The organism is Streptomyces koelreuteriae (genome assembly GCF_018604545.1).
GTDB lineage: Bacteria > Actinomycetota > Actinomycetes > Streptomycetales > Streptomycetaceae > Streptomyces > Streptomyces koelreuteriae.
Map to the genome: position 1 here is coordinate 4,203,272 of NZ_CP075896.1, position 22,225 is coordinate 4,225,496.

The following is a 22,225-nucleotide window of genomic DNA, read 5'->3' on the forward strand; positions in this document are numbered from 1 at the left end:
GCGGGTTCGCACCCAAACTTCTTGATCACACAGGAGAATCACCATGGCGAAGCCGCCTGTGCGCAAGCCGAAGAAGAAGGTCTGCGCATTCTGCAAGGACAAGGTCACGTACGTGGACTACAAGGACACGAACATGCTGCGGAAGTTCATTTCCGACCGCGGCAAGATCCGTGCCCGCCGCGTGACCGGCAACTGCACGCAGCACCAGCGTGACGTCGCCACGGCCGTGAAGAACAGCCGTGAGATGGCGCTGCTGCCCTACACCTCCACCGCGCGATAAGGGAAGGGTGACCGACACATGAAGATCATCCTCACCCACGAGGTCTCCGGCCTCGGCGCCGCGGGCGACGTCGTCGACGTCAAGGACGGTTACGCTCGCAACTACCTGATCCCGCGGAAGTTCGCTATCCGCTGGACCAAGGGTGGCGAGAAGGACGTCGAGCAGATCCGTCGTGCTCGCAAGATCCACGAGATCCAGACCATCGAGCAGGCCAACCAGGTGAAGGCCCAGCTCGAGGGCGTCAAGGTCCGTCTGGCCGTCCGTGCCGGCGACGCCGGCCGCCTCTTCGGTTCCGTCACCCCGGCCGACATCGCCTCGGCGATCAAGGCTGCCGGTGGCCCCGAGGTCGACAAGCGCCGCATCGAGATCGGTTCGCCGATCAAGTCGCTCGGCGCTCACCAGTCGTCCGTGCGTCTGCACCCCGAGGTTGACGCCAAGGTCAGCATCGAGGTCGTCGCGGCCTGAGTGCCGCGCTCGCTGATGCAGTGAGCGATGGGGCCGCACCCTTCGGGGTGCGGCCCCATCGTCGTATCCGGGCCCATCTCGTCGTATCCGTCGGCGCGGTATCTGGTTTCACGTGAAACACCGTGTTTCACGTGAAACAGTCCGTCGGCCGAGCCCGGTCGTCAGCGGGTCGCGCCCGTGACCATCCACCGCCCTGAGCGGCTTCGGAGCCACAGAGTCAGCATCCGCATGGTCATCATCAGCGTCATGGCGGCCCAGAGAGCGGTGAGTCCACCGCCCAGTACCGGAACCAGCAGGGCGACCGGGGTGAAGACCGCCAGGGTGAGCACCATCGCCCAGGCGAGGTAGGGACCGTCGCCGGCGCCCATCAGGACTCCGTCCAGGACGAAGACGATGCCGGAGATCGGCTGCGAGAGAGCGACGATGACCAGGGCGGGCAGGGCCGCGTCCTTGACCGCCGAGTCACTGGTGAACAGGGGCAGGAACGCCGGTCGGGCGAGGACGACCAGGGCTCCGAGGACGACTCCGACGGCGATACCCCACTCCACCATCCGACGGCATACCGCGCGGGCGCCCTCTGTGTCACCGGCTCCTAGGTAGCGCCCGATGATGGCCTGCCCCGCGATGGCGATGGCGTCGAGAGCGAAGGCGAGCAGGCTCCACAGGGACAGGATGATCTGGTGTGCGGCGATGTCGGCATCCCCGAGCCGGGCGGCAACCGCCGTGGCGATCATCAGGATCGCCCGCAGGGAGAGGGTGCGGACCAGCAGGGGCACACCGGCCTGAGCGGACGCCCTGATCCCGGCGGCGTCCGGGCGCAGGGAGGCGCCATGCTTCCGCGCTCCACGCAGAACCACCGCGAGGTAGACCGCGGCCATGCCGCACTGGGCGATGACGGTGCCCCAGGCGGAGCCGGCGATCCCCAGTCCTGCCCCGTACACGAGCCCCGCGTTGAGAGCGCCGTTGGCCACGAAGCCGATGACGGCGACATAGAGGGGGGTCTTGGTGTCCTGGAGGCCGCGCAGGAGGCCGGTCGCGGCGAGGACGACGAGCATCGCCGGTATGCCGAGCACGGAGATGCGCAGATACGTGATCGCGTAGGGGGCTGCGGCGTCCGAGGTGCCGAAGAGCTCCACGAGATGGGGCGCTGTCGGCAGGGCGACGGCGACGACGCCGGCGCCGAGGAGCAGAGCCAGCCAGATGCCGTCCATGCCCTGACGGATGGCGGCCGGGAGATCACCCGCGCCGACGCGACGGGCGACCGCCGCTGTCGTGGCGTAGGCGAGGAAGACGAAGACGCTGACGGCGGTCATCAGCAGGGCCGAGGCGACGCCGAGACCGGCGAGTTGGGCTGTGCCCAGATGGCCGACGATGGCGGTGTCGGTCATGAGGAAGAGAGGCTCGGCGACGAGCGCGCCGAAGGCCGGCACGGCGAGTGCGACGATCTCTCGGTCGTGCTGTCTCCGGCCGACTCGAGGGCGCGCGGGGGCCTGTGTCATGTGCACTAATCTAATCGTCCACAGGTAAGAGATGCAAAGCTTTTGTGACCCTTACCATTCGTCCAGAGGTGCGCACTGCTGTGCACCTTTCGAAGCGATCTTGGGCCGGTTGGGGAAGTTTTTCTTCTGCACAGCCAGTGGATGGCAAAGTTGCAGGTCAGGGTGGCTTCCTTGTGATGAGTGGAAGCTTGTTCACAGGCCTGTCCACCGGGTCGTGCACAGGTTTCGCCGAGTTCTCCACAGCATCTGGGCCGTCGTCCACATGGCCTGTGGATAACCAGATTGGCTGACGGTGCCGACGGGCCTACGGTAGTCCGGCGCCCGCTCCGTCCGTCGGTTTTCGAAACGTCACAAAACCGGCGTCCAGTAACCGGAGTTGGGCCTCTCATTTGTCAGTGCCGTGCCGTAGAAAAGAGGGGCACGGCGAGGTCTGCTGCGGCGGACGGGAGGAGGTGGCTCGGTGAGCATTTCCGAGCCCTTGGACGACCCGTGGGCCGACAGCGGGCCCAGTGATCGTCTGCCCTCTTCCCGCCGTCGTGGTGACGGCGCCCGAGGCCGCGACGAGCAGCACGAGCGCGGCCGGGACAACGGCGAGTGGGACGGCGGCGGAGGCACCTCGTTCGAACGGGTACCGCCGCAGGACATCGAGGCCGAGCAGTCCGTCCTCGGCGGCATGCTCCTGTCCAAGGACGCCATCGCCGACGTCGTCGAGATCCTCAAGGGCCACGACTTCTACAAGCCGGCCCACGAGACGATCTATCAGGCCGTCCTCGACGTCTACGCCAAGGGCGAGCCGGCCGACCCCATCACCATCGCCGCCGAACTCACCAAGCGCGGCGAGATCAACAAGGTCGGCGGGGCGTCGTATCTGCACACCCTCGTCCAGACGGTGCCCACAGCGGCGAACGCCGCCTACTACGCGGAGATCGTCCACGAGCGTGCCGTCCTGCGGCGCCTGGTCGAGGCCGGTACGCGCATCACCCAGATGGGATACGCGGCCGACGACGACGTCGACGAGATCGTCAACCGCGCCCAGGCAGAGGTCTACGCGGTCACCGAGCAGCGCACCAGCGAGGACTACCTGCCGCTCGGCGACATCATGGAGGGCGCGCTCGACGAGATCGAGGCGATCGGCTCGCGCAGCGGTGAGATGACCGGTGTGCCCACGGGGTTCACGGACTTCGACTCCCTCACCAACGGTCTGCACCCGGGCCAGATGATCGTCATCGCCGCCCGGCCCGCCATGGGTAAGTCCACGCTCGCGCTGGACTTCGCGCGAGCCTGCTCGATCAAGAACAACCTGCCGAGCGTGATCTTCTCGCTCGAAATGGGCCGCAACGAGATCGCGATGCGTCTGCTGTCCGCCGAAGCCCGGGTCGCCCTGCACCACATGAGGTCCGGCACGATGACGGACGAGGACTGGACGCGCCTGGCCCGGCGTATGCCGGACGTCTCGGCCGCACCGCTCTTCATCGACGACTCGCCCAACCTGTCGATGATGGAGATCCGCGCCAAGTGCCGCCGCCTGAAGCAGCGCAACGACATCAGGCTGGTCGTCATCGACTACCTCCAGTTGATGCAGTCCGGTGGCTCCAAGCGTGCCGAGAACCGTCAGCAGGAGGTCTCGGACATGTCCCGTAACCTCAAGCTCCTCGCCAAGGAGCTGGAGCTCCCGGTCATCGCGCTCTCCCAGCTCAACCGTGGCCCCGAGCAGCGTACGGACAAGAAGCCGATGGTCTCCGACCTGCGTGAGTCCGGCTCCATCGAGCAGGACGCCGACATGGTCATCCTGCTGCACCGCGAGGACGCCTATGAGAAGGAGTCGCCGCGCGCGGGCGAGGCCGACCTGATCGTGGCCAAGCACCGTAACGGCCCGACGGCGACGATCACGGTCGCCTTCCAGGGCCACTACTCACGGTTCGTGGACATGGCGCAGACCTGACCTGACCGAGCTCCGGCGACACCGGTCCGGAATGTGCTCGACGCGGCGCCGCCGGGGCGGGTGGACTGGGACCCATGACGACATCTCAGGGAGAGCTGCTTCCCGGCACGCGTCGCGCACTGCTGCACCGGATCGCCGTCGCCCAGGCCGAAGGACGGGCGCCGTCGCTCGTCGCGGCCGTCGTGCGGGACGGCAAGCCGGTGTGGACAGGCGCGCGGACCTCGGTGGAGGGGCATGCGCCGGACGAGAACGTGCAGTACCGGATCGGCTCGATCACCAAGACCTTCACGGCGGTTCTCGTCCTGCGGCTGCGCGACGAGGGAGCGCTGGACCTCGGGGATCCGTTGGAGAAGCACCTGCCGGGCACCGGCGTGGGGGAGGCGACCGTCGCCGAACTGCTCGCGCACGCCGGAGGACTGGCGGCCGAGACACCGGGACCGTGGTGGGAGCGGAGCCCCGGTTCTCTGCGGCCCGAACTCGCCGACGTGCTGGGCGAGCGGCCGCTGCTGTCTCCGCCCGGCCGCCGGTTCCACTACTCGAACCCGGGCTACGCGCTGCTCGGCGCGCTCATCGAGAAGCTGCGCGGCGCCTCCTGGGAGGCGGTCCTTCGGCGCGAAGTGCTCGAACCCCTGGAGTTGCACCGCACGAGCGTGCGGCCCCAGGCGCCGCACGCGGGTGGCTGGGCGGTGCATCCCTGGGCCGACGTGATGCTCCCCGAGCCCACCGAGGACCTGGGGCGCATGGCCCCGGCAGGCCAACTGTGGTCGACCACGCGTGACTTGGCGCGCTTCGCCGCCTTCCTGGTCAACGGCGACGAGCGGGTGCTGAGCGCCGAGTCTCTTCGGGAGATGCGGACACCGGCGGCGCCCCACGACGCGGCGGACGTGGCGAGCGGCTACGCCTACTGTCTGGGGATGGAGATCCGCCGGTGGAACGGGCGGTCCCTCGTCGGACACACCGGTTCGCTACCCGGGTTCCTCGCGTGCCTCATGATCGACGTCGAGGAGGACGTTGCGGCGGTGGTCCTGGCCAACTGCACCTCGGGCCCGCCGCTGTTCTCCGTTGCCGCCGACCTGGTCGGCATCGTGGCCGAGGCGGAACCACGCATCCCCTCCCCGTGGAAGCCACTGAGCGATGTCGATCCGTCGACGCTGGAGCTGACGGGCCAGTGGTACTGGGGGACGCACACCCACGCGCTGCGGCTGACCGCCGACGGGTTCGTCTCGCTGGGGCCGCTGTCCGGCGGCGGCCGGCGGTCGCGGTTCCGCCCGAACGGCGACGGCACATGGACCGGGCTTGAGGGCTACTACGCCGGCGAGCTCCTGAAGGCCGTACGGCGGCCGGACGGAACCGTGAGCCATCTGGACCTCGGCTCGTTCGTGTTCACGCGTCAGCCGTACGACGAGGGGGCTCCTGTGCCGGGTGGGGTCGACCCGGAGGGGTGGCGCGGGATCGGCTAGGCAGTTCGGCAGGCAGTGACGACGAGGGGCGCTTCGCTTCACGTGAGTCTGTTTCACGTGAAACAGAGCGCCTCTCGCATGCCGATCACAGCGAGAGCTTGAAGCCCGTGTGGGAGGCCGTGAAGCCGAGCCGCTCGTAGAAGCGGTGGGCGTCGGTGCGCGAGGTGTCGGAGGTCAGCTGGACCAACTGGCAGCCCGAGTCGCGGGATTCGCTGATCGCCCACTCGATGAGCTGTGTCCCCAGGCCGCTGCCGCGTTCGTCGGCGTGGATGCGCACGCCTTCGATGATCGACCTGGTCGCACCGCGTCGGGACAGCCCGGGAATGATCGTGAGCTGGAGCGTGCCGACGACCCGGCCCTCCCGCACCGCCACGACCAGTCGCTGGTTGGGGTCGCTGCTGAGCCGCTCCAGCGCGGTCAGGTACGGGGCGAGGTCGTCCGGTGACTCGCGCTGTGCGCCCAGGGGGTCGTCCGCGAGCATTCCGACGATCGCCGGGACGTCGTCGGTGACGGCGGCACGTATCTCAAGATCTCCCATGGGCGCAGCCTACGCAGAGGTGCCCGGCGCGGCAGCGTCCTATGCGGGCACCGGGGCCTTCAGCGTCTCGACCACCCGGACCAGCGGGGCCAGCTCGGGGTTCTTCGCCGCCTCGTCCAGGGCCTCACGCAGGGCGGCGTCATTGGTCGGCCGTGCCGCTTCCAGCAGCTCGAGGCCCGCCTCGGTGACGTTCGTGTAGATGCCCCGGCGGTCGGTGGGGCACAGATAGCGCTCCAGGAGCCCGCGGTCCTCGAGGCGGGTGACCAGACGGGTGGTGGCGCTCTGGCTGAGCACGACCGCGTCGGCGACCTGCTTCATCTGCAGATGGCCCCCGTCCCCGTCGTGCTGTCGGCTGAGCACGTCCAGCAGGGAGTACTCCCGCGCGCTCAGGTCGTGCTGGGCCTGCAGGGCGCGCTCGATGTGGCCCTCGATCCTCCCGTGCAGCAGGGAAAGGGCGCACCAGCCCTGGGCGAGCGCGGTGAGCGCGGGGTCCGTCGCTGTCATTGGCGTTTCCTCCGTCCCGGAGCGGCTGACACCCAGGATAGAGCAGCCCTGCAATTGACGTCGTTTGCCTATAGCCCGCGTGTGCAACTATTGTGGACGCACGCAAAGCGCTCCTGCAATCTTCTGGGAAGGTAACCCCTCCATGCCTCTCGCGCTTCTGGCCCTCGCGATCGGGGCCTTCGGGATCGGAACGACGGAATTCGTGATCATGGGCTTGCTGCCCCAGGTCGCGGGCGACTACGGGGTCTCCATCCCCACCGCCGGGTACCTGGTGACCGGCTATGCGCTCGGTGTCATGTTCGGCGCCCCGCTGATGACCGTCCTCGGCACCAAGGTCTCCCGCAAGCGGATGCTGATGGTGCTGATGGGCCTGTTCATCGTCGGCAATCTGCTCTCGGCTCTCGCCCCCGCCTTCTCCGTCATGCTGATCGGCCGGATCGTCGCCTCGCTCGCCCATGGCGCCTTCTTCGGTATCGGCGCGGTCGTCGCGGCCGAACTGGTGGCCCCGGACAAGAAGGCCGGAGCCATCTCGATGATGTTCACCGGGCTGACCGTCGCCAACGTCGTCGGCGTCCCGCTGGGCACGCTCGTCGGACAGTCCCTCGGCTGGCGTGTGACCTTCGCCGTCGTCGCCGCCCTCGGTGTCATCGGCCTGGCCGGCATCGCCCGGCTCGTCCCCGATATGCCCAAGCCGGAGGGCGTGCACCTGAAGCACGAGCTGGCCGCCTTCAAGAACGTGCAGGTGCTGCTCGCGATGGCGATGACCGTCCTCGGCTTCGGCGGTGTCTTCGCGGCCATCACCTACATCGCGCCGATGATGACCCACGTCACCGGCTTCGCCGAGGGCTCCGTCACCTGGCTGCTGGTCCTCTTCGGCCTCGGCATGGTCGGCGGCAACCTCGTCGGCGGCAAGTTCGCCGACCGCGCCCTGATGCCCATGCTGTACGTCTCCCTGGGCGCCCTGGCCGTCGTGCTGGCGCTGTTCACCCTCACCGCGCACGACAAGCTGCTGTCGGCCGTCACGATCGCGCTGATCGGCGCCCTGGGCTTCGCCACCGTCCCGCCGCTCCAGAAGCGGGTCCTCGACCAGGCGCACGGTGCCCCGACTCTGGCCTCCGCCGTGAACATCGGCGCCTTCAACCTGGGCAACGCCCTCTCCGCGTGGCTCGGCGGCCTCGTGATCGCGGCGGGCCTCGGCTACACCGCCCCCAACTGGGTCGGTGCCGCCCTGGCGGCGGGCGCCCTGCTCCTGGCCTTCCTCTCGGCCGCTCTGGAGCGCCGCGACGGTGCCCGCGGCACCGCCGTCACGGGAGCCGCGCCGGCCGAGCAGCGGACCGCCGTCCACCACTGAGCCACCGGGACGCCTCGGCCCGGAGCCAGACCAGAACCAACCAGAAAGTCCCTAGGAGAACCCCCTCATGAGCACCACCACAGCCGTCGCCCCGCTGACCACCCAGGACGCCGACGCCCTCGTCACCGCCGCCCGTCGTGCCGCCGAGGCCGCAGGTGTGACCGTCAGTGTCACCGTCCTGGACGCGGGTGGTCATCTGCTCGCCTTCCGGCGTGACGACCGTGCCGTGCTGATCTCCGGCGAGACCAGCACCCGCAAGGCCTACACCGCTCTCCAGCTGAACGCGCCCACCGCCGACCTCGTCGACGCCGTGCAGCCCGGAGGGCCCTTCCACACGCTGCCGACCGCGCTCGACCGGCCGCTGCTGTTCATCGCGGGCGGCGTGCCGGTGCACCGCGACGGCCGCCTGATCGGCGCGATCGGCGTCGGCGGTGGCGCCCCGGAGCAGGACCACGGCTTCGCCACGACCGCCGTGGAGACCCTCGCCTGACCCGGACCCGGCACACGCGACTACGCCTGCTCCCCGATCCCCGGGGAGCAGGCGTAGTCGTATCCGGGGGCCTTCAGCCCGGGTGTCCGCGCTCCTCAGCCCGCCGCGACCGTGACCGGCGCGAACCGGCGGGTCCAGTCTCCGGGCAGCTCGGTGATTCCGTACGTCATCACCGAGTTGAAGGCGATGGAGGCCAGGCCGCGCTCCTTCACCCACGCCAGGAGCTCCTCGTGCCGCACGTCGATATCGGTGCGCAGAGGACGGTCGGTGTGGGCCGCGAGGGAGGCGAGGAGCGCCTGGGCGACCGCCGTGTCGCGTGCGATGAGCGGGCCGACGACATGGGTGTCCATGTTGGGCCAGGCGGCCGCGTACCCGATGATCCGCCCGCCCTCCTCGGCCACGCGCAACTGGTCGGCGAAGGCGGGCAGTCGCGTGACGATGTGCGTGCGGTCGGTCCCGAACGCCTGCTCGTCGAGCCGGAGGATGGCGGAAAGGTCCTCGGCGGTCGCGGCACGGGTGGCGACCTCGGGATCCGGTCCGCCGGGAGTGAAGTGGCCGCGCACCATCTCCGCTCGCCCGGTGACCTTGAAGCCGAGTTCCTCGTAGAGGGGGCGGCCGTTCGGTGTCGCGTGCAGGGTGAGGGGGGTGGGGCCCATCGCCGAGACGACATGGTGCATCAGTCGGCGTCCCACACCCTGTCGGGCATACCGATCGGCGACCAGAACCATGCCGATTGCCGCGAGGGCGGGGTGCTCCTGCGGTCCGTACTCGGTGACGACGCAGGCGCTCACGAGGCCGCCGTCGGGGTCATCGATGCCGTAGCCCTTCCCAGCCGTGAGGAGGAAGCCCCACTTGTGCTCCTCCCGTGGCCACCCCCGGTCCTGAGACAAGTCGGCGCAGGCGGCGAGATCGCGGAGCGTCAGACGGCGGATGGGCAATGAGGCAAGGGAAGGAGTCGGCACGCAGGTCAGGCTGTCCGACAGGGGCCCCTGACGTCCACCGCTTTCCCCGGACCCATACGAGCTTTTGGCCAGTTGTAGCCGTCTGCACAGAGAGCGGTCAGGGAGCGGTCAGACGCTGGACGTTTCACGTGAAACACAGGCGCGATGTCCAGTAGTTGGCAGTACTGATGATTCGCGCGGTGCCCTCATTCGTGATGAGGGAAGGGGGGACTTGTGTGCACGGCGGTGGCCGGTAGGGTCGACTCCGGTTCGCATTCGGGGCGGGTGACCCGTTCCGTGCGGGCCGGACAGAGGGCAATGCAGCCTAATGGGACGGAGAGATCGAAGACCCGCGTTTTCGGTTACGCGACTGAGCCGTCCAGACGAGTGGGAAGCTCGGGTGAGAGCACTGCGGGCAATGTCACACTCTTGCCTACTTGTCCGTACGGAGCCGAAATACGGGTTGAATGTGGCCGCATTGGCCACGACATGGATGGGAACGCAGACCGTCCACGGGGGAAAGCAGGCACCTTCCGAATAGGGAAGTGCGCAGACCGACCGAAAGATGCTCGAGGCGAGGCACACCATGGACGCTCCGACCACCACGTCGGCCGACAACGGCACTTCCGGCGGCGGAGGCGGCTGGTTCACGCCCCGCAAGAAGCCGACGACGACACCGGACAGCGAACCCGCTGCGCCGGAGGGGCGCCGCCCGGCCGCGATACGCCCCGTGGGCAGGCCAGGGCCCGCTCCGGAGACTCCGGCCGACGGCACGGCGGTGCCGCCCGCTCCGACGACCAGCGGCGCGAGTACCGGTGAGCCCGAACAGGCGCGTGCGCCTCAGGAAGCGATACCCGCGCCCAGTCCCCTGGCCGCACAGCACGCCTCGGCTCCCGCCGCGGCAAGCGTCGCCGCTGCCTCGTCAGCGGGTCCCGCGCCCACGACGCTCACACCGGCGCCGTTCGCCTCCACCGCTCCCTCCGCACCCGGCCCCGACGAGACGTGGGTTCCCACCCAGCGGCCCACCCCCGCGTCGCACCCGGGCCAAGCCGCCTCCGCACCGGCCCAGGAAGCGTCCCCGGACGCCGTCCTCGTCCGCCGTGCCATGGCCGAGGTCGCACCCGTGGCCGAGAAGGTCACGTCGTACTTCTACGCCCTGCTCTTCGTCCGCTACCCGGACCTGCGGCCGATGTTCCCGCCCGCGATGGACACGCAGCGGGACCGTCTGCTCAAGGCGCTGCTCACGGCCGCCGAGCACATCGACAACAAAGAGGTCCTGGTCGACTACCTGCAGAACCTCGGCCGGGGCCACCGCAAGTACGGAACGCGGGCCGAGCACTACCCGGCCGTCGGCGAATGCCTCATCGGCGCGCTGAGCAAGTACGCCGCCGGGGTCTGGAACGAGGAGATGGAGGCGGCCTGGATCCGGACCTACACCACCATCTCCCAGGTCATGATCGACGCGGCGGCCACGGACGAATTGCGTGCCCCGGCCTGGTGGTACGCCGAGGTCGTCACGCACGACCTCAGAACTCCGGACGTCGCGGTCATCACCGTCCGCCCCGACCAGCCGTACCCCTTCCTCGCCGGGCAGTACACGAGCGTGGAGACACCCTGGTGGCCCCGGATCTGGCGGCACTACTCCTTCGCCGCGGCGCCCCGCTCCGACGGCCTGCTGTCGTTCCATGTGAAGGCCGTCCCGGCCGGCTGGGTCTCCAACGCCCTGGTGCACCGTGCCCGCCCCGGCGACATCATCCGGCTCGGCCCGCCCGCCGGCGCCATGACCGTGGACCACACCACCGAGAGCGGTCTGCTCTGCGTGGGCGGCGGCACGGGCATCGCGCCCATCAAGGCACTGGTCGAAGACGTCGCCGAGCACGGGGACCGCCGGTCGGTCGAGGTCTTCTACGGGGCCCGCACCGATCACGACCTGTACGACATCGACACCATGCTCCGCCTCCAGCAGAGCCACCCCTGGCTCTCGGTCCGCGCGATCATCGACCAGCAGGCACACCAGCAGCTCCCGGACGCGATCCGCGCCTACGGGCCATGGGACGAGTTCGACGCCTATCTCTCGGGCCCGCCCGGGATGATCCGCAGCGGTGTGGACGCCCTGAGGGACGTCGGTATCCCGTCGGACCGTATTCGGCACGACTCCGTGGAGGAACTGGTCGCGGCCGGGCCCTGAACCGCTGCCGGTGTCAGCCCAGGTCGGGGGCGTGCATGGCCCGTACGCCCTCGATGTTGCCGTCCAGGTAGTGCCGCAGCGACAGCGGCACCAGGTGCACGGAGGCGATCCCGACGCGGGTGAAGGGCACACGCACGATCTCGTACTCGCCGACGGGTTCGTCCACCTCGGGGCCGTGGCGGAGGGACGGGTCCATGGACTCCAGGTGGCAGACGAAGAAGTGCTGCACCTTCACACCGGTCGCGCCGCCGTCCTCCCCGATGTGCTCCATGGTGTCCACGAAGCAGGGCACCACATCGATGATCTTGGCGCCGAGCTCCTCGTACACCTCTCGGTGCAGGGCGTCGACGACGGTCGAGTCGTCGGGCTCGACCCCGCCGCCGGGAGTGAGCCAGTAGGGATCCACGCCCGGCTTGGTGCGCTTGATCAGGATCAGGTCGTCACCGTCCAGCAGAATGGCACGGGCGGTGCGCTTGACCACAGGTCGGACGGTCATGAGTGAAATGTGGCCCGGCTGGTTCCACGTGAAACATCGCGAATCGTCACCGGCCGAGCTCTCAGAGTGAGGCACGGTCCCGGGCGCCTCAGCACCAGTCGGTCGAGGCGCGCTGCAACCACTCGTGGGCCCGCGCTATATGGGGCATCGCGAGCGTCCCGGTGCGGACCACCAGGAAGTAGGTCCGCAGCGGCGGCACCGCCGGCTCGTGCAGGGCGACGACGTCACCCCGTTCCAGCGCGGCCGCACACAGATAGCGCGGGAGCACCGCCAGGCCCGCCCCAGCGACCGCACAGGCCAGGACCGCGCGCAGGTCGGGAACGATGACCGTGCCCGGGGCGGCGGGGCGCGAGTCGAAGACGGAGGCCCAGTAGCGGGAGACGAAGGGCAGCGACTCGTGCACCTCCACCACGGGCACCTGCTCCAGGGACGGTTCCGGCTTGCGGTCCGGCTGCCCGGCGCCGATCTGTTCGGCCCAGCGCGGGGCGGCGACCAGGACGTGCTCCTCGTCGCAGAGAGCAGTCGCCGTGAGCAGGGCGCCCCGTGGCTGGGCCGTGCTGATGGCCAGATCGTGATGCCCGGCGGAGAGCCCTTCCAGCGTCTCCTCGGCGTTTCCGAAGGAGGCGCGCAGGGCGAAGCCCTGACCGTCCTCGCCGATCAGCTCAGTGAGCGCGGGCAGAGCTCGTTCGGCGGTGAACTCCGCAGGCCCGGCGAGGTGCAGTGTCCGTAAGGAGGAGTCGTCGTCGAGGCCGGTCTCCGTTATCTCCACCAGAGCGTCGAGATGCGGTGCGGCCTTGTGGGCGAGTTCGTCGCCGATGCTCGTCGGGGTCACGCCACGGGCCTGCCGCAGGAACAGGGGGCGGCCCAGCTGCCGTTCCAGGGTCCGTATCTGCGAGGTGACGGCGGGCTGGGAGAGGCCCAGCAGGGCGGCGGCGCGGGTGAAGGAGCCGGCCCGGTGCACGGTCACGAAGGTCCGCAGCAAGGCCAGATCCACCGCAGACTCTCCCCTCTTCGGCCCCGCTCCCGGCCCTCCGGCCCCGCTCAACTATAAATAAGTCGATAGGTCTCTGTCGCTACTGTGATTGGACACTGACAGAGAGTCAACTAGCCTTGGTCGCGCGGTTCTTGCGCGCGGAACCGGGGGACGGTCCGAGCCACGAGGGGGGAGGCTCGGACCGTCCGTGGGGGATGGTCAGGCCGCCGACGTGTCCAGTGCCCGCAGTACGTCCGCCATCAGGTCCTCGGGGTCCTCGGCGCCGACCGACAGGCGGATGAAGCCCTCCGGGACAGCGTCGCCGCCCCAGCGGCCGCGCCGTTCGGCCGTGGACCGTACCCCGCCGAAGCTCGTCGCGTCGTCCACGAGCCGCAGCGCGTCGAGGAAACGGTCGGCCCGCTCGCGCGTGGGCAGGGTGAACGACACCACGCACCCGAAGCGCCGCATCTGCTGAGCCGCGATCTTGTGCGCGGGGTCGTCGGGAAGTCCGGGATAGCGCAGTCCGGTCACCTCGGGACGCGCGCGCAGCGCTTCTGCGACCGCGAGGGCGGTCGTGCCCTGCCGGTCGACCCGCAGCTGCAACGTCGCGATCGAACGGTGCGCGAGCCAGGCCTCCATGGGCCCGGGAATCGCTCCGGCGATCTTGCGCCAGCGGCGCACCGAGGCCATGGCCTCGGCGTCACGGCCGACGACATAGCCCAGGAGGATGTCGCCGTGCCCCGTGAGCTGCTTGGTGCCGCTGGCCACCGCGAAGTCGGCGCCGAGCTCCAGGGGGCGCTGGCCGAGCGGTGTCGCGAGGGTGTTGTCGACGGCCACCAGGGCACCACGCGCGTGTGCCGCGTCGGCGAGCCGCCTGATGTCGCACACGTCGAGCCCGGGGTTCGACGGCGTCTCGATCCACAGCAGCTTCGCGCCGTCCAGGACGTCGAGCTGGGCGTCGCCGCGGGTCGGCGCGGTGCGTACCTCGATGCCGTAGGTCTCCAGCTGGGCGCGGACCAGGGGCAGTGCCTGATAGCCGTCGTCAGGCAGGACGCACACATCACCGGCGCGCAGCTGGGAGAAGAGCACCGCCGAGGTCGCGGCCATGCCCGACGCGAAGACGAGCGTCTCGGCGTCGTCCCGGCCGGGCGCCTCCAGCTCGCCGACTGCGCGCTCCAGCAGCGTCCAGGTCGGGTTCTCGTCACGGCCGTAGGTGTACGGGCCGGTCGGGTCGCCCGGCAGATGGAAGTGGGCGGCGAACACCGGTCCGGGCAGGGTGGGCTCGTGCTTGACCGGCTCGGGCAGCCCGGCCCGTACCGCCCGCGTGCCGTCACCGGCGTCGGCGGCGACCTGGGCCGCGTCGCCCGATGTCCGGGCCGTCCCGCCCGTCGATCCGCCCTGGTCACCCGTCGCGGATTCACTCATGCCACTCGTCCCTCCACGTCCGCACGCACTGCGGCGAGCAGACCGGTGCTCGCCGCCTCCACCATCTCAAGGCACTCCTCGAAACCGTCCGCGCCCCCGTAGTAGGGGTCCGGCACGTCGAGGTCGTCGCCCGCGGCGGGGTCGTACGAGCGGAGCAGCCGCACCTTGCGCGCGTCCTCTTCCGTGGGCGCGAGGCGGCGCAGGTCGCGGAGGTGACCGGCGTCGAGGGCGACGACCAGGTCCAGTCGGGAGAACCACGACGGCTGGAACTGCCGGGCCGTGTGGCCGGTGTCGTAGCCGTTCTCCTCCAGGACGGCCACCGTGCGCGGGTCGGCGCCGTCGCCCTCGTGCCAGCCGCCCGTGCCGGCGCTGTCGACCTCGACCAGGCCGTCGAGTCCGGCCTCCGCCACGCGGGCCCGGAAGACGACCTCCGCCATCGGGGAACGGCAGATGTTGCCCGTGCAGACGAAGCAGACTCGGTACGTCATACGCGCTCAGTCCCCGTCGGGCAGGACGACGTTCAGCGCCCAGGAGACGACAGAGATGATCAGGCCGCCCAGGACGGCCGTCCAGAACCCGTCCACCTGGAAGCTCAGGTCGAACTGGTCGGCCAGCCACGAGGTGAGCAGCAGCATCAGCGCGTTGACGACCAGGGTGAACAGGCCGAGCGTCAATATCAGCAGCGGGAGGCTGAGCAGCTTGACGAGCGGCTTGACCAGGAAGTTCACCAGGCCGAAGATCAGCGCGACGATGATCAGGGTGCCGATCTTCATGCCCGTGCTGTCACCGGTCAGGGTGATCTTGTCGAGCAGCCATACGGCGACCGCCAGGGCACCGGCGTTGGCGATCGTCTTGACTACGAAATTCTTCATGTGTCTGATCGTGGCAGACCTGATCGGGCACGGGCACAAGAGGCAGGGGCGGACTAGGCGATGAAGGCATTCCGGCTGGACGAACTGGAGGCGGAGCGCGCCGCCAACGAGGGCGCCTACCTGCAGTTTCTGCGGGCGCAGAACATGTCGGTCGGTCTGTACGCCCTCGACGCGGGCGAGCAGGATCCACAGAAGCCGCACAATCAGGACGAGGTCTACTTCGTTGTGAGCGGCCGGGCCGCGATCACCGTCGGCCTGGAGACGACCCAGGTGGCGCGCGGCAGCGTGGTCTATGTGCCGGCGGGTGTCGCCCACAAGTTCCACCACATCACCGAGGACCTCAGGGTGCTGGTGGTGTTCTCTCCGCCCGAGAGCTGACGGACCGCCTCGGGGTTCCCTAGGGGTTCGGTCAGGGGAGGACAAGGGGTGCGAGGCCCCCGCCGGACCCCCTTCCGGACCTAGCATCGAGTGCGGAACGTCAGAAGACCGAACAGGACCCGGCACTCGAACGGGTGGAGAGACAAGGACGAGGGCGATGCGAGAGATCTTCACGGGACTGCCGTGGTGGGTGAAGTGGATCGCGGTGCCGGTCATCGCCCTGGTCGTGTTCGGTGGGCTGATCGCCAGTGTGGTCGGCTTCGTCATCGGACTGCTCTTCAAGGTGCTGGTCTTCGTGGCGCTGGTCGGCGGACTGATCTACGTCGTACGGAAGTTCACGTCGAGCTCCTCGTCCCGCAGCGACTGGTGAGGCCGGTGGGAAACCGGTGGGGGTAGCGGGGAACGCGGGGAATCACCCGTTCCCTCGGGCGGGGGAAGTTTCCCGGCCGGGCCGTCTGCGTGCGGTGGCAGGCGAATAGAGTCCGGCTCGACGCGGGGACTTCCCCGCGAGCGGCATACACCCCCACCCGTGTTCCTCCGCACGGGTCGGCCCCTCGCGTTTCGGGAGTGACCCTTGGCCCCGGCTGACACCGCACCGGCCCACCTGCGCAGCGTTCCCGCGCAACCGCGCTCGGCGGCACCCTCCGAGTCACTACCGCCCCCCACACCACCGCCTCCCGCCGGATCCCCGCCTCCGGCGACCCTCATCGGGTCCGTGCAGCGCGCCATGCGCCTGCTGGAAACCGTCGCCGGGCATGTCTACGGCGCCCCCGCCAAGCAACTGGCCCGCGAGACCGGGCTGGCGCTGCCCACGACGTACCACCTGCTGCGCACCCTCGTGCACGAGGGCTATCTGCGCCGGGACAAGGGCCTGTTCTTCCTCGGCGAGGCCGCCGAGCGGCTGAGCAGCAGCGGGGCGCGGCAGAAACGTCGCAGCACGGTGGTCGACACGCTCGCGCAGTGGCGAGACCTCCTCGGCGTCCCCGTCTACTACGCGGCGTACCGCGAGGGCGAGATCGAGGTCATGTGCGTCTCCGAGAGCCCGGGCGCCCCGGCGGTCGAGGAGTGGGCCGACTTCCGGGAGACCGGGCACGCGCACGCCATCGGGCAGTGCCTGCTGTCCCAACTGGACGCCGAGGCCCGTCGCGACCACCTCGACCGCTACCCGGTGCAGCCCCTCACGCCGTACACGGTGCGGGACAACCACAGTCTGCTCCGGCGTCTGGAGCGGATGCGGCGGATGGAACCGGTGACCGAGCGTCAGGAGTACGCCCTGGGCGCGGTCTGCGCGGCGATCCCGCTGACTCTGGGCACCACGGCGGCGACGATGGCCATCTCCCTGCCCGCCCATCAGGAGGACCGGCTGCTGCCCGCGGCCCGGCAGTTGCAGTACGAGATCGGGCGGCGACTCGGGTCGCTGGCGCTCTCTATCAGTATGTGAAAACTCACTCCTTGTGATCTGCTGTGTACGTTCAGCAAGATTCCATCAGTGTCAGAGGTTCGTTCCCGGCCAGTCACGGCGAATGACGGGGTTAGCGATGCGCGAGTCCGTACAAGCAGAGGTCATGATGAGCTTCCTTGTGTCCGAGGAGCTCTCCTTCCGCATTCCGGTGGAGCTGCGCTATGAGACCAGTGATCCCTATGCCGTCCGGCTGACGTTCCACCTGCCCGGTGACGCGCCCGTGACGTGGGCTTTCGGCCGGGAGCTGCTGATCGACGGCGTCGGCCGGCCGTGCGGCGAGGGCGATGTGCGGGTCACCCCCGTCGAACCGGACACGCTGGGCGAGGTGCTGATCAGGCTTCAGGTGGGCAGCGACCAGGCGTTGTTCCGTTCCTCCACGGCACCGCTCGTCGCCTTCCTCGACCGCACCGACAAGCTGGTGCCGCTCGGCCAGGAAGGCTCGCTCGCCGACTTCGACGCCCACCTCGACGAGGCGCTGGACCGCATCCTGGCGGAACAGGGCGCCGGGTGAGCCACCCGTCGGTCGGCGTCGTGGAGTAACGCTTCACCGGATGCCGCCGACCCTGCGGGAACGCTTCGTCGTCGTGGCGCTGGGACGTCTGGCTCAGAGACGTCAGCGCTTACGGCGCCGGCCCCGCCCCCCGCGTGCCGGTACCGCGGCGGTCTCCACGGCGCGCTCCTCCCCGGGGCGGTCGGCCGAGACCACGAGCGCGGCCAGAGCGGTGGTGACCGGCACCGAGGCCACCAGGCCGATCGAACCGACCAGCGTGCGCACGATCTCCTCCGCGACCAGCTCGCTGTTGGCGACCGTCCCCACGCCGCTCTGCGCGATGGAGAACAACAGAAGCAACGGCAGGGCGGCACCGGCGTAGGCGAGGACGAGCGTGTTGACGACCGAGGCGATGTGGTCGCGGCCGATCCGGATGCCCGCGCGGTAGAGCCCGCGCCAGCCCATCGACGGATTGGCCTCGTGCAGCTCCCAGACCGCCGAGGTCTGCGTGACCGTCACATCGTCGAGCACACCGAGCGAACCGATGATGATGCCGGCGAGCAGCAGACCGCTCATGTCGATCGTCGGATAGAGACCGTGGATCAGGCCGGTGTTGTCGTCGGTGTTGCCGGTGAGCGCGGCCCAGCTGTTGAACAGCGAGCCGAGAAGGCCGATCAGCAGCAGGGAGATGAGGGTGCCGAGCACCGCCACCGAGGTCCGTGCGGACAGTCCATGACACATGTACAGGGCGATGAGCATGATGGCACTCGCGCCCACCACCGCCACGACCAGCGGGTTCGAGCCCTGCAGGATCGCGGGCAGGATGAAGAAGGTCAGCACCAGGAAGCTGATGGTCAGTGCGACGAGGGCCATGACCCCGCGCAGCCGCCCGACGACCACGACGGCGAGTGCGAAGATGCCGGCCAGCAGGGCCAGGGGCAGACGGCGGTTGACGTCGGTGACCGAGTACTGCAGATCCTTCGGCGCGGAGGGCTCGTAGGCGACCACGACCTTCTGGCCCTCGTGCAGCTGGCGGGACTGGTCCGGCTGGATGATCTCGGTGAAGGTGCGGCCCTTGTCCTTGCCGCTGTCGACCCGGACCGTCGCCCGCTTGCAGGTGCCCTTCTCCTGCTGCACGGCGGAGGAGCCCTCGGCGGTGGAGGTGTCGCCGGTCGGCGGGACCCCCGAGGCGCCGGCCTCCTTGCAGCTGATCTCCACGACCTTGGTGACCGAGGCTTGTTCGGTCTGCCGGTCGAAGCCGACGCCGGTGCGCTCGTGCCCCGGGGCGCCGCCCGGCCACAGCACGACGAGACCGACCAGCACGGCCGCGCCGAACGGGATCAGGATCGCCGCGATGATCTTGCGCAGATGCATGGAGACGGGCGTGGCCGGACCGTGGCTGTGACTGTGTGAGTGCCCGTGCCCGCCCCCTGGCGCGGAACCGGGGCCGTGCCCGTGGCCGTCGCCACCGCCGGTCCCGGAGCCGTGCCCGTGACCATCGCCGCCGCCACCGGTCCCGGAGCCGTGTCCGTGTCCGTGGCCGTCTCCTCCGCCGGTTCCGGAACCGTGTCCGTGCCCGCTTCCGGAGCCCGGGCCCCGCCCGTCGCCGGGGCCGACTCCATGCCCACCGGCTGAGCCGCCACCCTGGCCGTTGCCGGGTCCGTATCCCCCGGCCGAGCCGGAACCACGCTCACCACCGGCACCTGCACGAGCACCGGGCCCGAATCCCGTCCCAGGCCCATACCCGGCCCCGGAGGCGAAATCGTGGCCGTCTCCCCGGCCGTTGCCGCTTCCGGCACCGGATCCGCGAGGCGGCTCGGGCGGTGGGTAAGGGGGACGCTGCGTCGTGGTCACCGACCGATCATCGCAAGAACGAGGGGGGCCCTCTGTTCACCGCGCCAGAATTGCCGCTAGCGTGGAGGCACCTTTTGTACACGCGGGAGCTCGGAGCACCGGGCTGAGAGGGCGCTGACCTCCGTCCCAGCGATGTTTCACATGAAACATCACCGAAGTCGAGTGATGTTTCACACGGAACGTCGGCAGACGGAAGCCGCTGCGTCGACCGCCGAACCTGTTACCGGGTAATGCCGGCGTAGGGAGTAGGTCTCATGACCGACAAGGACGCACGCACGCCTGCCTCCGTTCAGGACGCACAGTCCGAGGAGGCCGGGAAGTCCATCGGCTGGCACAAGGCGTATGTCGAGGGCACCCGCCCCGACCTGCGCGTGCCGGTTCGTCAGGTGCATCTCACCAACGGCCAGGCCGTCACGCTGTACGACACCTCCGGCCCGTACACCGATCCACTCGTCGACACCGACGTCCGCAGGGGCCTGCCGCCGCTGCGCGAGAACTGGATCATCTCCCGCGGCGACACCGAGGAGTACGCGGGCCGCCCCGTCCGCCCCGAGGACGACGGCATCAAGCACACCTCGCCCCGCGGCGGCCTCCGCAACCTCGACGCCGTCTTCCCCGGCCGCCCGCGCCAGCCGCGTCGCAGCAGGGACGGCCAGGCGGTCACGCAGCTCGCGTACGCCCGACGCGGCGAGATCACACCCGAGATGGAGTACGTGGCCATCCGGGAGAACGTCTCGCCCGAGGTGGTCCGCGACGAGATCGCCGCGGGCCGGGCCGTGTTGCCGGCCAACGTCAACCACCCGGAGATCGAGCCGATGATCATCGGCAAGAGGTTCCTGGTGAAGGTCAACGCCAACATCGGCAACTCCGCGGTGACCTCCTCCATCGAGGAGGAGGTCGAGAAGATGACCTGGGCGACCCGCTGGGGCGCCGACACGGTCATGGACCTCTCCACCGGCCGCAACATCCACACCACGCGTGAGTGGGTGCTGCGCAACTCCCCCGTCCCCATCGGCACCGTGCCGCTCTACCAGGCCCTGGAGAAGGTCGACGGCCGCGCCGAGGACCTGACCTGGGAGGTCTACAAGGACACGGTCATCGAACAGGCCGAGCAGGGCGTGGACTACATGACGGTCCACGCGGGCGTGCGCCTGGCCTATGTGCCGCTGACGGCCAACCGCAAGACGGGCATCGTCTCCCGCGGCGGCTCGATCATGGCCGCCTGGTGCCTCGCGCACCACCGGGAGTCGTTCCTGTACGAGCACTTCGAGGAGCTCTGCGAGATCCTCGCCGCCTACGACGTCACGTACTCGCTCGGCGACGGCCTGCGGCCCGGCTCGATCGCGGACGCCAACGACGAGGCGCAGTTCGCGGAGTTGCGCACTCTCGGGGAACTCAACCGGATCGCCAAGCGTTTCAACGTACAGACCATGATCGAAGGCCCGGGCCATGTCCCGATGCACAAGATCAAGGAGAACATCGACCTTCAGCAGGAGATCTGCGATGAAGCTCCGTTCTATACGCTCGGCCCGCTGACCACGGACGTCGCGCCGGCGTACGACCACATCACCTCCGGCATCGGTGCTGCGATGATCGCCTGGTGGGGCACGGCCATGCTGTGCTACGTCACCCCCAAGGAGCACTTGGGCCTGCCGAACCGTGACGACGTCAAGACCGGTGTCATCACCTACAAGATCGCCGCCCACGCGGCCGATGTCGCCAAGGGGCACCCGGGCGCCCAGGAGTGGGACGACGCGCTGTCCGACGCCCGCTTCGAGTTCCGCTGGGAGGACCAGTTCAACCTGGCCCTCGACCCGGACACGGCACGGGAGTTCCACGACGAGACCCTGCCGGCCGAGCCCGCCAAGACGGCTCACTTCTGCTCGATGTGCGGTCCCAAGTTCTGCAGCATGAAGATTAGCCAAAGCATCACAGAGCGGTTCGGTGGCGCGGCGGCTGAGGGAGCCTCGTCCGAGGAGATCGCTGAGGGGATGCTCCAGAAGTCGAAGGAGTTCGCCGAGGCAGGCAATCGGGTGTACCTGCCGATCGCCGACTGAGCCTGAAGCGCTGGAGTCAACGGCTCGCGGGAAGTGCGACTACTGCGAAGCGACGGGCCGGAACCGCAGCTTGGGTCCGGCCCGCGCTGACACCATGTACCACTGGCCGCATGTGCAGCGCTGCCCTGACTGGTTTGGCGTGGGCGGAGGTCTGACGGGCGTCGCCGTTGACCGGCTGCCCGGCCGGTGTACCGGTGAGGCCTCAGAGGCGCTTCGCTGGGGCAGGCTGCCGCGCACCCCGGCCATGCCACCAGCTCCACACTGTATGACCCACGAGAAGCACGACGGCCACGGCCGAGAGCACGCGAACCGAAGCCCACACTATTTCGGCGACTCGGCCCTGCGAGTCGCCCACCTCTGCTGCCAGCCGCTGGGAGGCCTCAAAGAAGGCGATCAACGGGACAAGCAGGCGGAACCCTAGACCGCCGATGCCGGGCATTCTGGCCATACTCCCCAGGAGCCCAACGGGCGCACCGAAGGCGAAAGCCGCTACCCCCCAGAACACGGCCCTGGAGGGGAGGCCATCGCCCGCACCAGAGATGACGTGTCCCCCGGCCGGA

The 22,225-nt window shown here is 69.4% G+C and carries 22 protein-coding genes; 12 read left to right on the top strand and 10 right to left on the bottom strand.

Annotation, left to right across the window (positions count from 1 at the left end; genetic code table 11):
- Positions 1-43 precede the first annotated feature (43 nt).
- Positions 44-280: a 30S ribosomal protein S18 gene (gene rpsR, locus KJK29_RS18860; RefSeq protein WP_003949403.1), complete on the top strand. Its 237-nt coding sequence runs from the start codon at positions 44-46 to the stop codon at positions 278-280.
- Positions 281-298: 18 nt separating this feature from the next.
- Entirely contained in the window at positions 299-745 is a 447-nt protein-coding gene (gene rplI, locus KJK29_RS18865) for a 50S ribosomal protein L9 (protein WP_215120326.1), read from the top strand.
- A 161-nt stretch (positions 746-906) separates the two neighbouring features.
- Here the strand turns inward: rplI and KJK29_RS18870 are convergent, their stop codons facing one another.
- Positions 907-2,244, bottom strand: a complete 1,338-nt coding sequence (locus tag KJK29_RS18870) for an MATE family efflux transporter (RefSeq protein ID WP_215120327.1) — start codon at positions 2,242-2,244, stop codon at positions 907-909.
- A gap of 460 nt (positions 2,245-2,704) precedes the next feature.
- Here KJK29_RS18870 and dnaB point away from each other — a divergent pair, with 460 nt between their 5' ends.
- Both dnaB and KJK29_RS18880 read left to right on the top strand, forming a co-directional pair.
- Complete coding sequence (gene dnaB / locus KJK29_RS18875; protein ID WP_215120328.1) at positions 2,705-4,186, top strand: replicative DNA helicase; 1,482 nt, start codon at positions 2,705-2,707, stop codon at positions 4,184-4,186.
- 74 nt (positions 4,187-4,260) lie between these two features.
- Positions 4,261-5,646 carry a serine hydrolase domain-containing protein gene (locus KJK29_RS18880; protein WP_215120329.1) on the top strand — a complete coding sequence of 462 codons (1,386 nt, stop codon included), beginning with the start codon at positions 4,261-4,263 and terminating at the stop codon, positions 5,644-5,646.
- 85 nt (positions 5,647-5,731) lie between these two features.
- Here the strand turns inward: KJK29_RS18880 and KJK29_RS18885 are convergent, their stop codons facing one another.
- Entirely contained in the window at positions 5,732-6,184 is a 453-nt protein-coding gene (locus KJK29_RS18885) for a GNAT family N-acetyltransferase (protein WP_215120330.1), read from the bottom strand.
- Between the two features lie 39 nt (positions 6,185-6,223).
- Entirely contained in the window at positions 6,224-6,688 is a 465-nt protein-coding gene (locus tag KJK29_RS18890) for a MarR family winged helix-turn-helix transcriptional regulator (RefSeq protein WP_215120331.1), read from the bottom strand.
- Positions 6,689-6,830: 142 nt separating this feature from the next.
- Between KJK29_RS18890 and KJK29_RS18895 the strand changes: the two genes are divergently transcribed.
- A complete protein-coding gene (locus KJK29_RS18895; protein ID WP_215120332.1) occupies positions 6,831-8,039 on the top strand; it encodes an MFS transporter in 1,209 nt (402 codons plus the stop codon).
- 67 nt (positions 8,040-8,106) lie between these two features.
- Positions 8,107-8,529, top strand: coding sequence for a GlcG/HbpS family heme-binding protein (locus tag KJK29_RS18900; RefSeq protein ID WP_215120333.1), 423 nt, complete (start codon positions 8,107-8,109; stop codon positions 8,527-8,529).
- Between the two features lie 95 nt (positions 8,530-8,624).
- Here the strand turns inward: KJK29_RS18900 and KJK29_RS18905 are convergent, their stop codons facing one another.
- Complete coding sequence (locus KJK29_RS18905) at positions 8,625-9,491, bottom strand: GNAT family N-acetyltransferase (RefSeq protein WP_215120334.1); 867 nt, start codon at positions 9,489-9,491, stop codon at positions 8,625-8,627.
- Between the two features lie 565 nt (positions 9,492-10,056).
- Here KJK29_RS18905 and KJK29_RS18910 point away from each other — a divergent pair.
- The gene (locus KJK29_RS18910; RefSeq protein WP_215120335.1) at positions 10,057-11,658 is read left to right on the top strand and encodes a globin domain-containing protein; all 1,602 of its coding nucleotides are present in this window, start codon (positions 10,057-10,059) and stop codon (positions 11,656-11,658) included.
- A gap of 13 nt (positions 11,659-11,671) precedes the next feature.
- On the opposite strand, the gene KJK29_RS18915 is transcribed toward KJK29_RS18910, so the two are convergent.
- The 5 genes from KJK29_RS18915 to KJK29_RS18935 form a co-directional block, all read right to left on the bottom strand.
- Positions 11,672-12,154 (bottom strand): NUDIX domain-containing protein, encoded by a 483-nt coding sequence (locus tag KJK29_RS18915; protein WP_215120336.1) that lies wholly within the window; start codon positions 12,152-12,154, stop codon positions 11,672-11,674.
- Between the two features lie 88 nt (positions 12,155-12,242).
- Entirely contained in the window at positions 12,243-13,148 is a 906-nt protein-coding gene (locus KJK29_RS18920) for a LysR family transcriptional regulator (protein ID WP_215120337.1), read from the bottom strand.
- 198 nt (positions 13,149-13,346) lie between these two features.
- Entirely contained in the window at positions 13,347-14,552 is a 1,206-nt protein-coding gene (locus tag KJK29_RS18925) for a cystathionine gamma-lyase (protein ID WP_215120338.1), read from the bottom strand.
- The gene (locus KJK29_RS18930; RefSeq protein WP_215120339.1) at positions 14,549-15,040 is read right to left on the bottom strand and encodes a low molecular weight protein-tyrosine-phosphatase; all 492 of its coding nucleotides are present in this window, start codon (positions 15,038-15,040) and stop codon (positions 14,549-14,551) included. Before KJK29_RS18930 ends, KJK29_RS18925 begins: the two co-directional genes overlap by 4 nt.
- A gap of 6 nt (positions 15,041-15,046) precedes the next feature.
- Positions 15,047-15,424, bottom strand: a complete 378-nt coding sequence (locus KJK29_RS18935) for a phage holin family protein (RefSeq protein ID WP_215120340.1) — start codon at positions 15,422-15,424, stop codon at positions 15,047-15,049.
- A 60-nt stretch (positions 15,425-15,484) separates the two neighbouring features.
- On the opposite strand from KJK29_RS18935, the gene KJK29_RS18940 reads away from it, so the two are divergent.
- From KJK29_RS18940 to KJK29_RS18955, 4 genes are all read left to right on the top strand, one after another.
- Positions 15,485-15,802: a cupin domain-containing protein gene (locus KJK29_RS18940; RefSeq protein WP_184593813.1), complete on the top strand. Its 318-nt coding sequence runs from the start codon at positions 15,485-15,487 to the stop codon at positions 15,800-15,802.
- A 157-nt stretch (positions 15,803-15,959) separates the two neighbouring features.
- Positions 15,960-16,172 (top strand): DUF5326 family protein, encoded by a 213-nt coding sequence (locus KJK29_RS18945; protein ID WP_020271174.1) that lies wholly within the window; start codon positions 15,960-15,962, stop codon positions 16,170-16,172.
- 204 nt (positions 16,173-16,376) lie between these two features.
- On the top strand, positions 16,377-17,243 hold the full coding sequence (locus tag KJK29_RS18950) for an IclR family transcriptional regulator (protein ID WP_370869144.1): 867 nt from the start codon (positions 16,377-16,379) through the stop codon (positions 17,241-17,243).
- A 97-nt stretch (positions 17,244-17,340) separates the two neighbouring features.
- Complete coding sequence (locus tag KJK29_RS18955) at positions 17,341-17,775, top strand: SsgA family sporulation/cell division regulator (RefSeq protein ID WP_184593809.1); 435 nt, start codon at positions 17,341-17,343, stop codon at positions 17,773-17,775.
- Positions 17,776-17,877: 102 nt separating this feature from the next.
- Here KJK29_RS18955 and KJK29_RS18960 read toward each other — a convergent pair whose 3' ends face one another.
- A complete protein-coding gene (locus KJK29_RS18960; protein WP_215120342.1) occupies positions 17,878-19,608 on the bottom strand; it encodes a YibE/F family protein in 1,731 nt (576 codons plus the stop codon).
- A gap of 254 nt (positions 19,609-19,862) precedes the next feature.
- On the opposite strand from KJK29_RS18960, the gene thiC reads away from it, so the two are divergent.
- Complete coding sequence (gene thiC, locus KJK29_RS18965) at positions 19,863-21,665, top strand: phosphomethylpyrimidine synthase ThiC (RefSeq protein ID WP_251057858.1); 1,803 nt, start codon at positions 19,863-19,865, stop codon at positions 21,663-21,665.
- Positions 21,666-22,225: the final 560 nt, after the last annotated feature.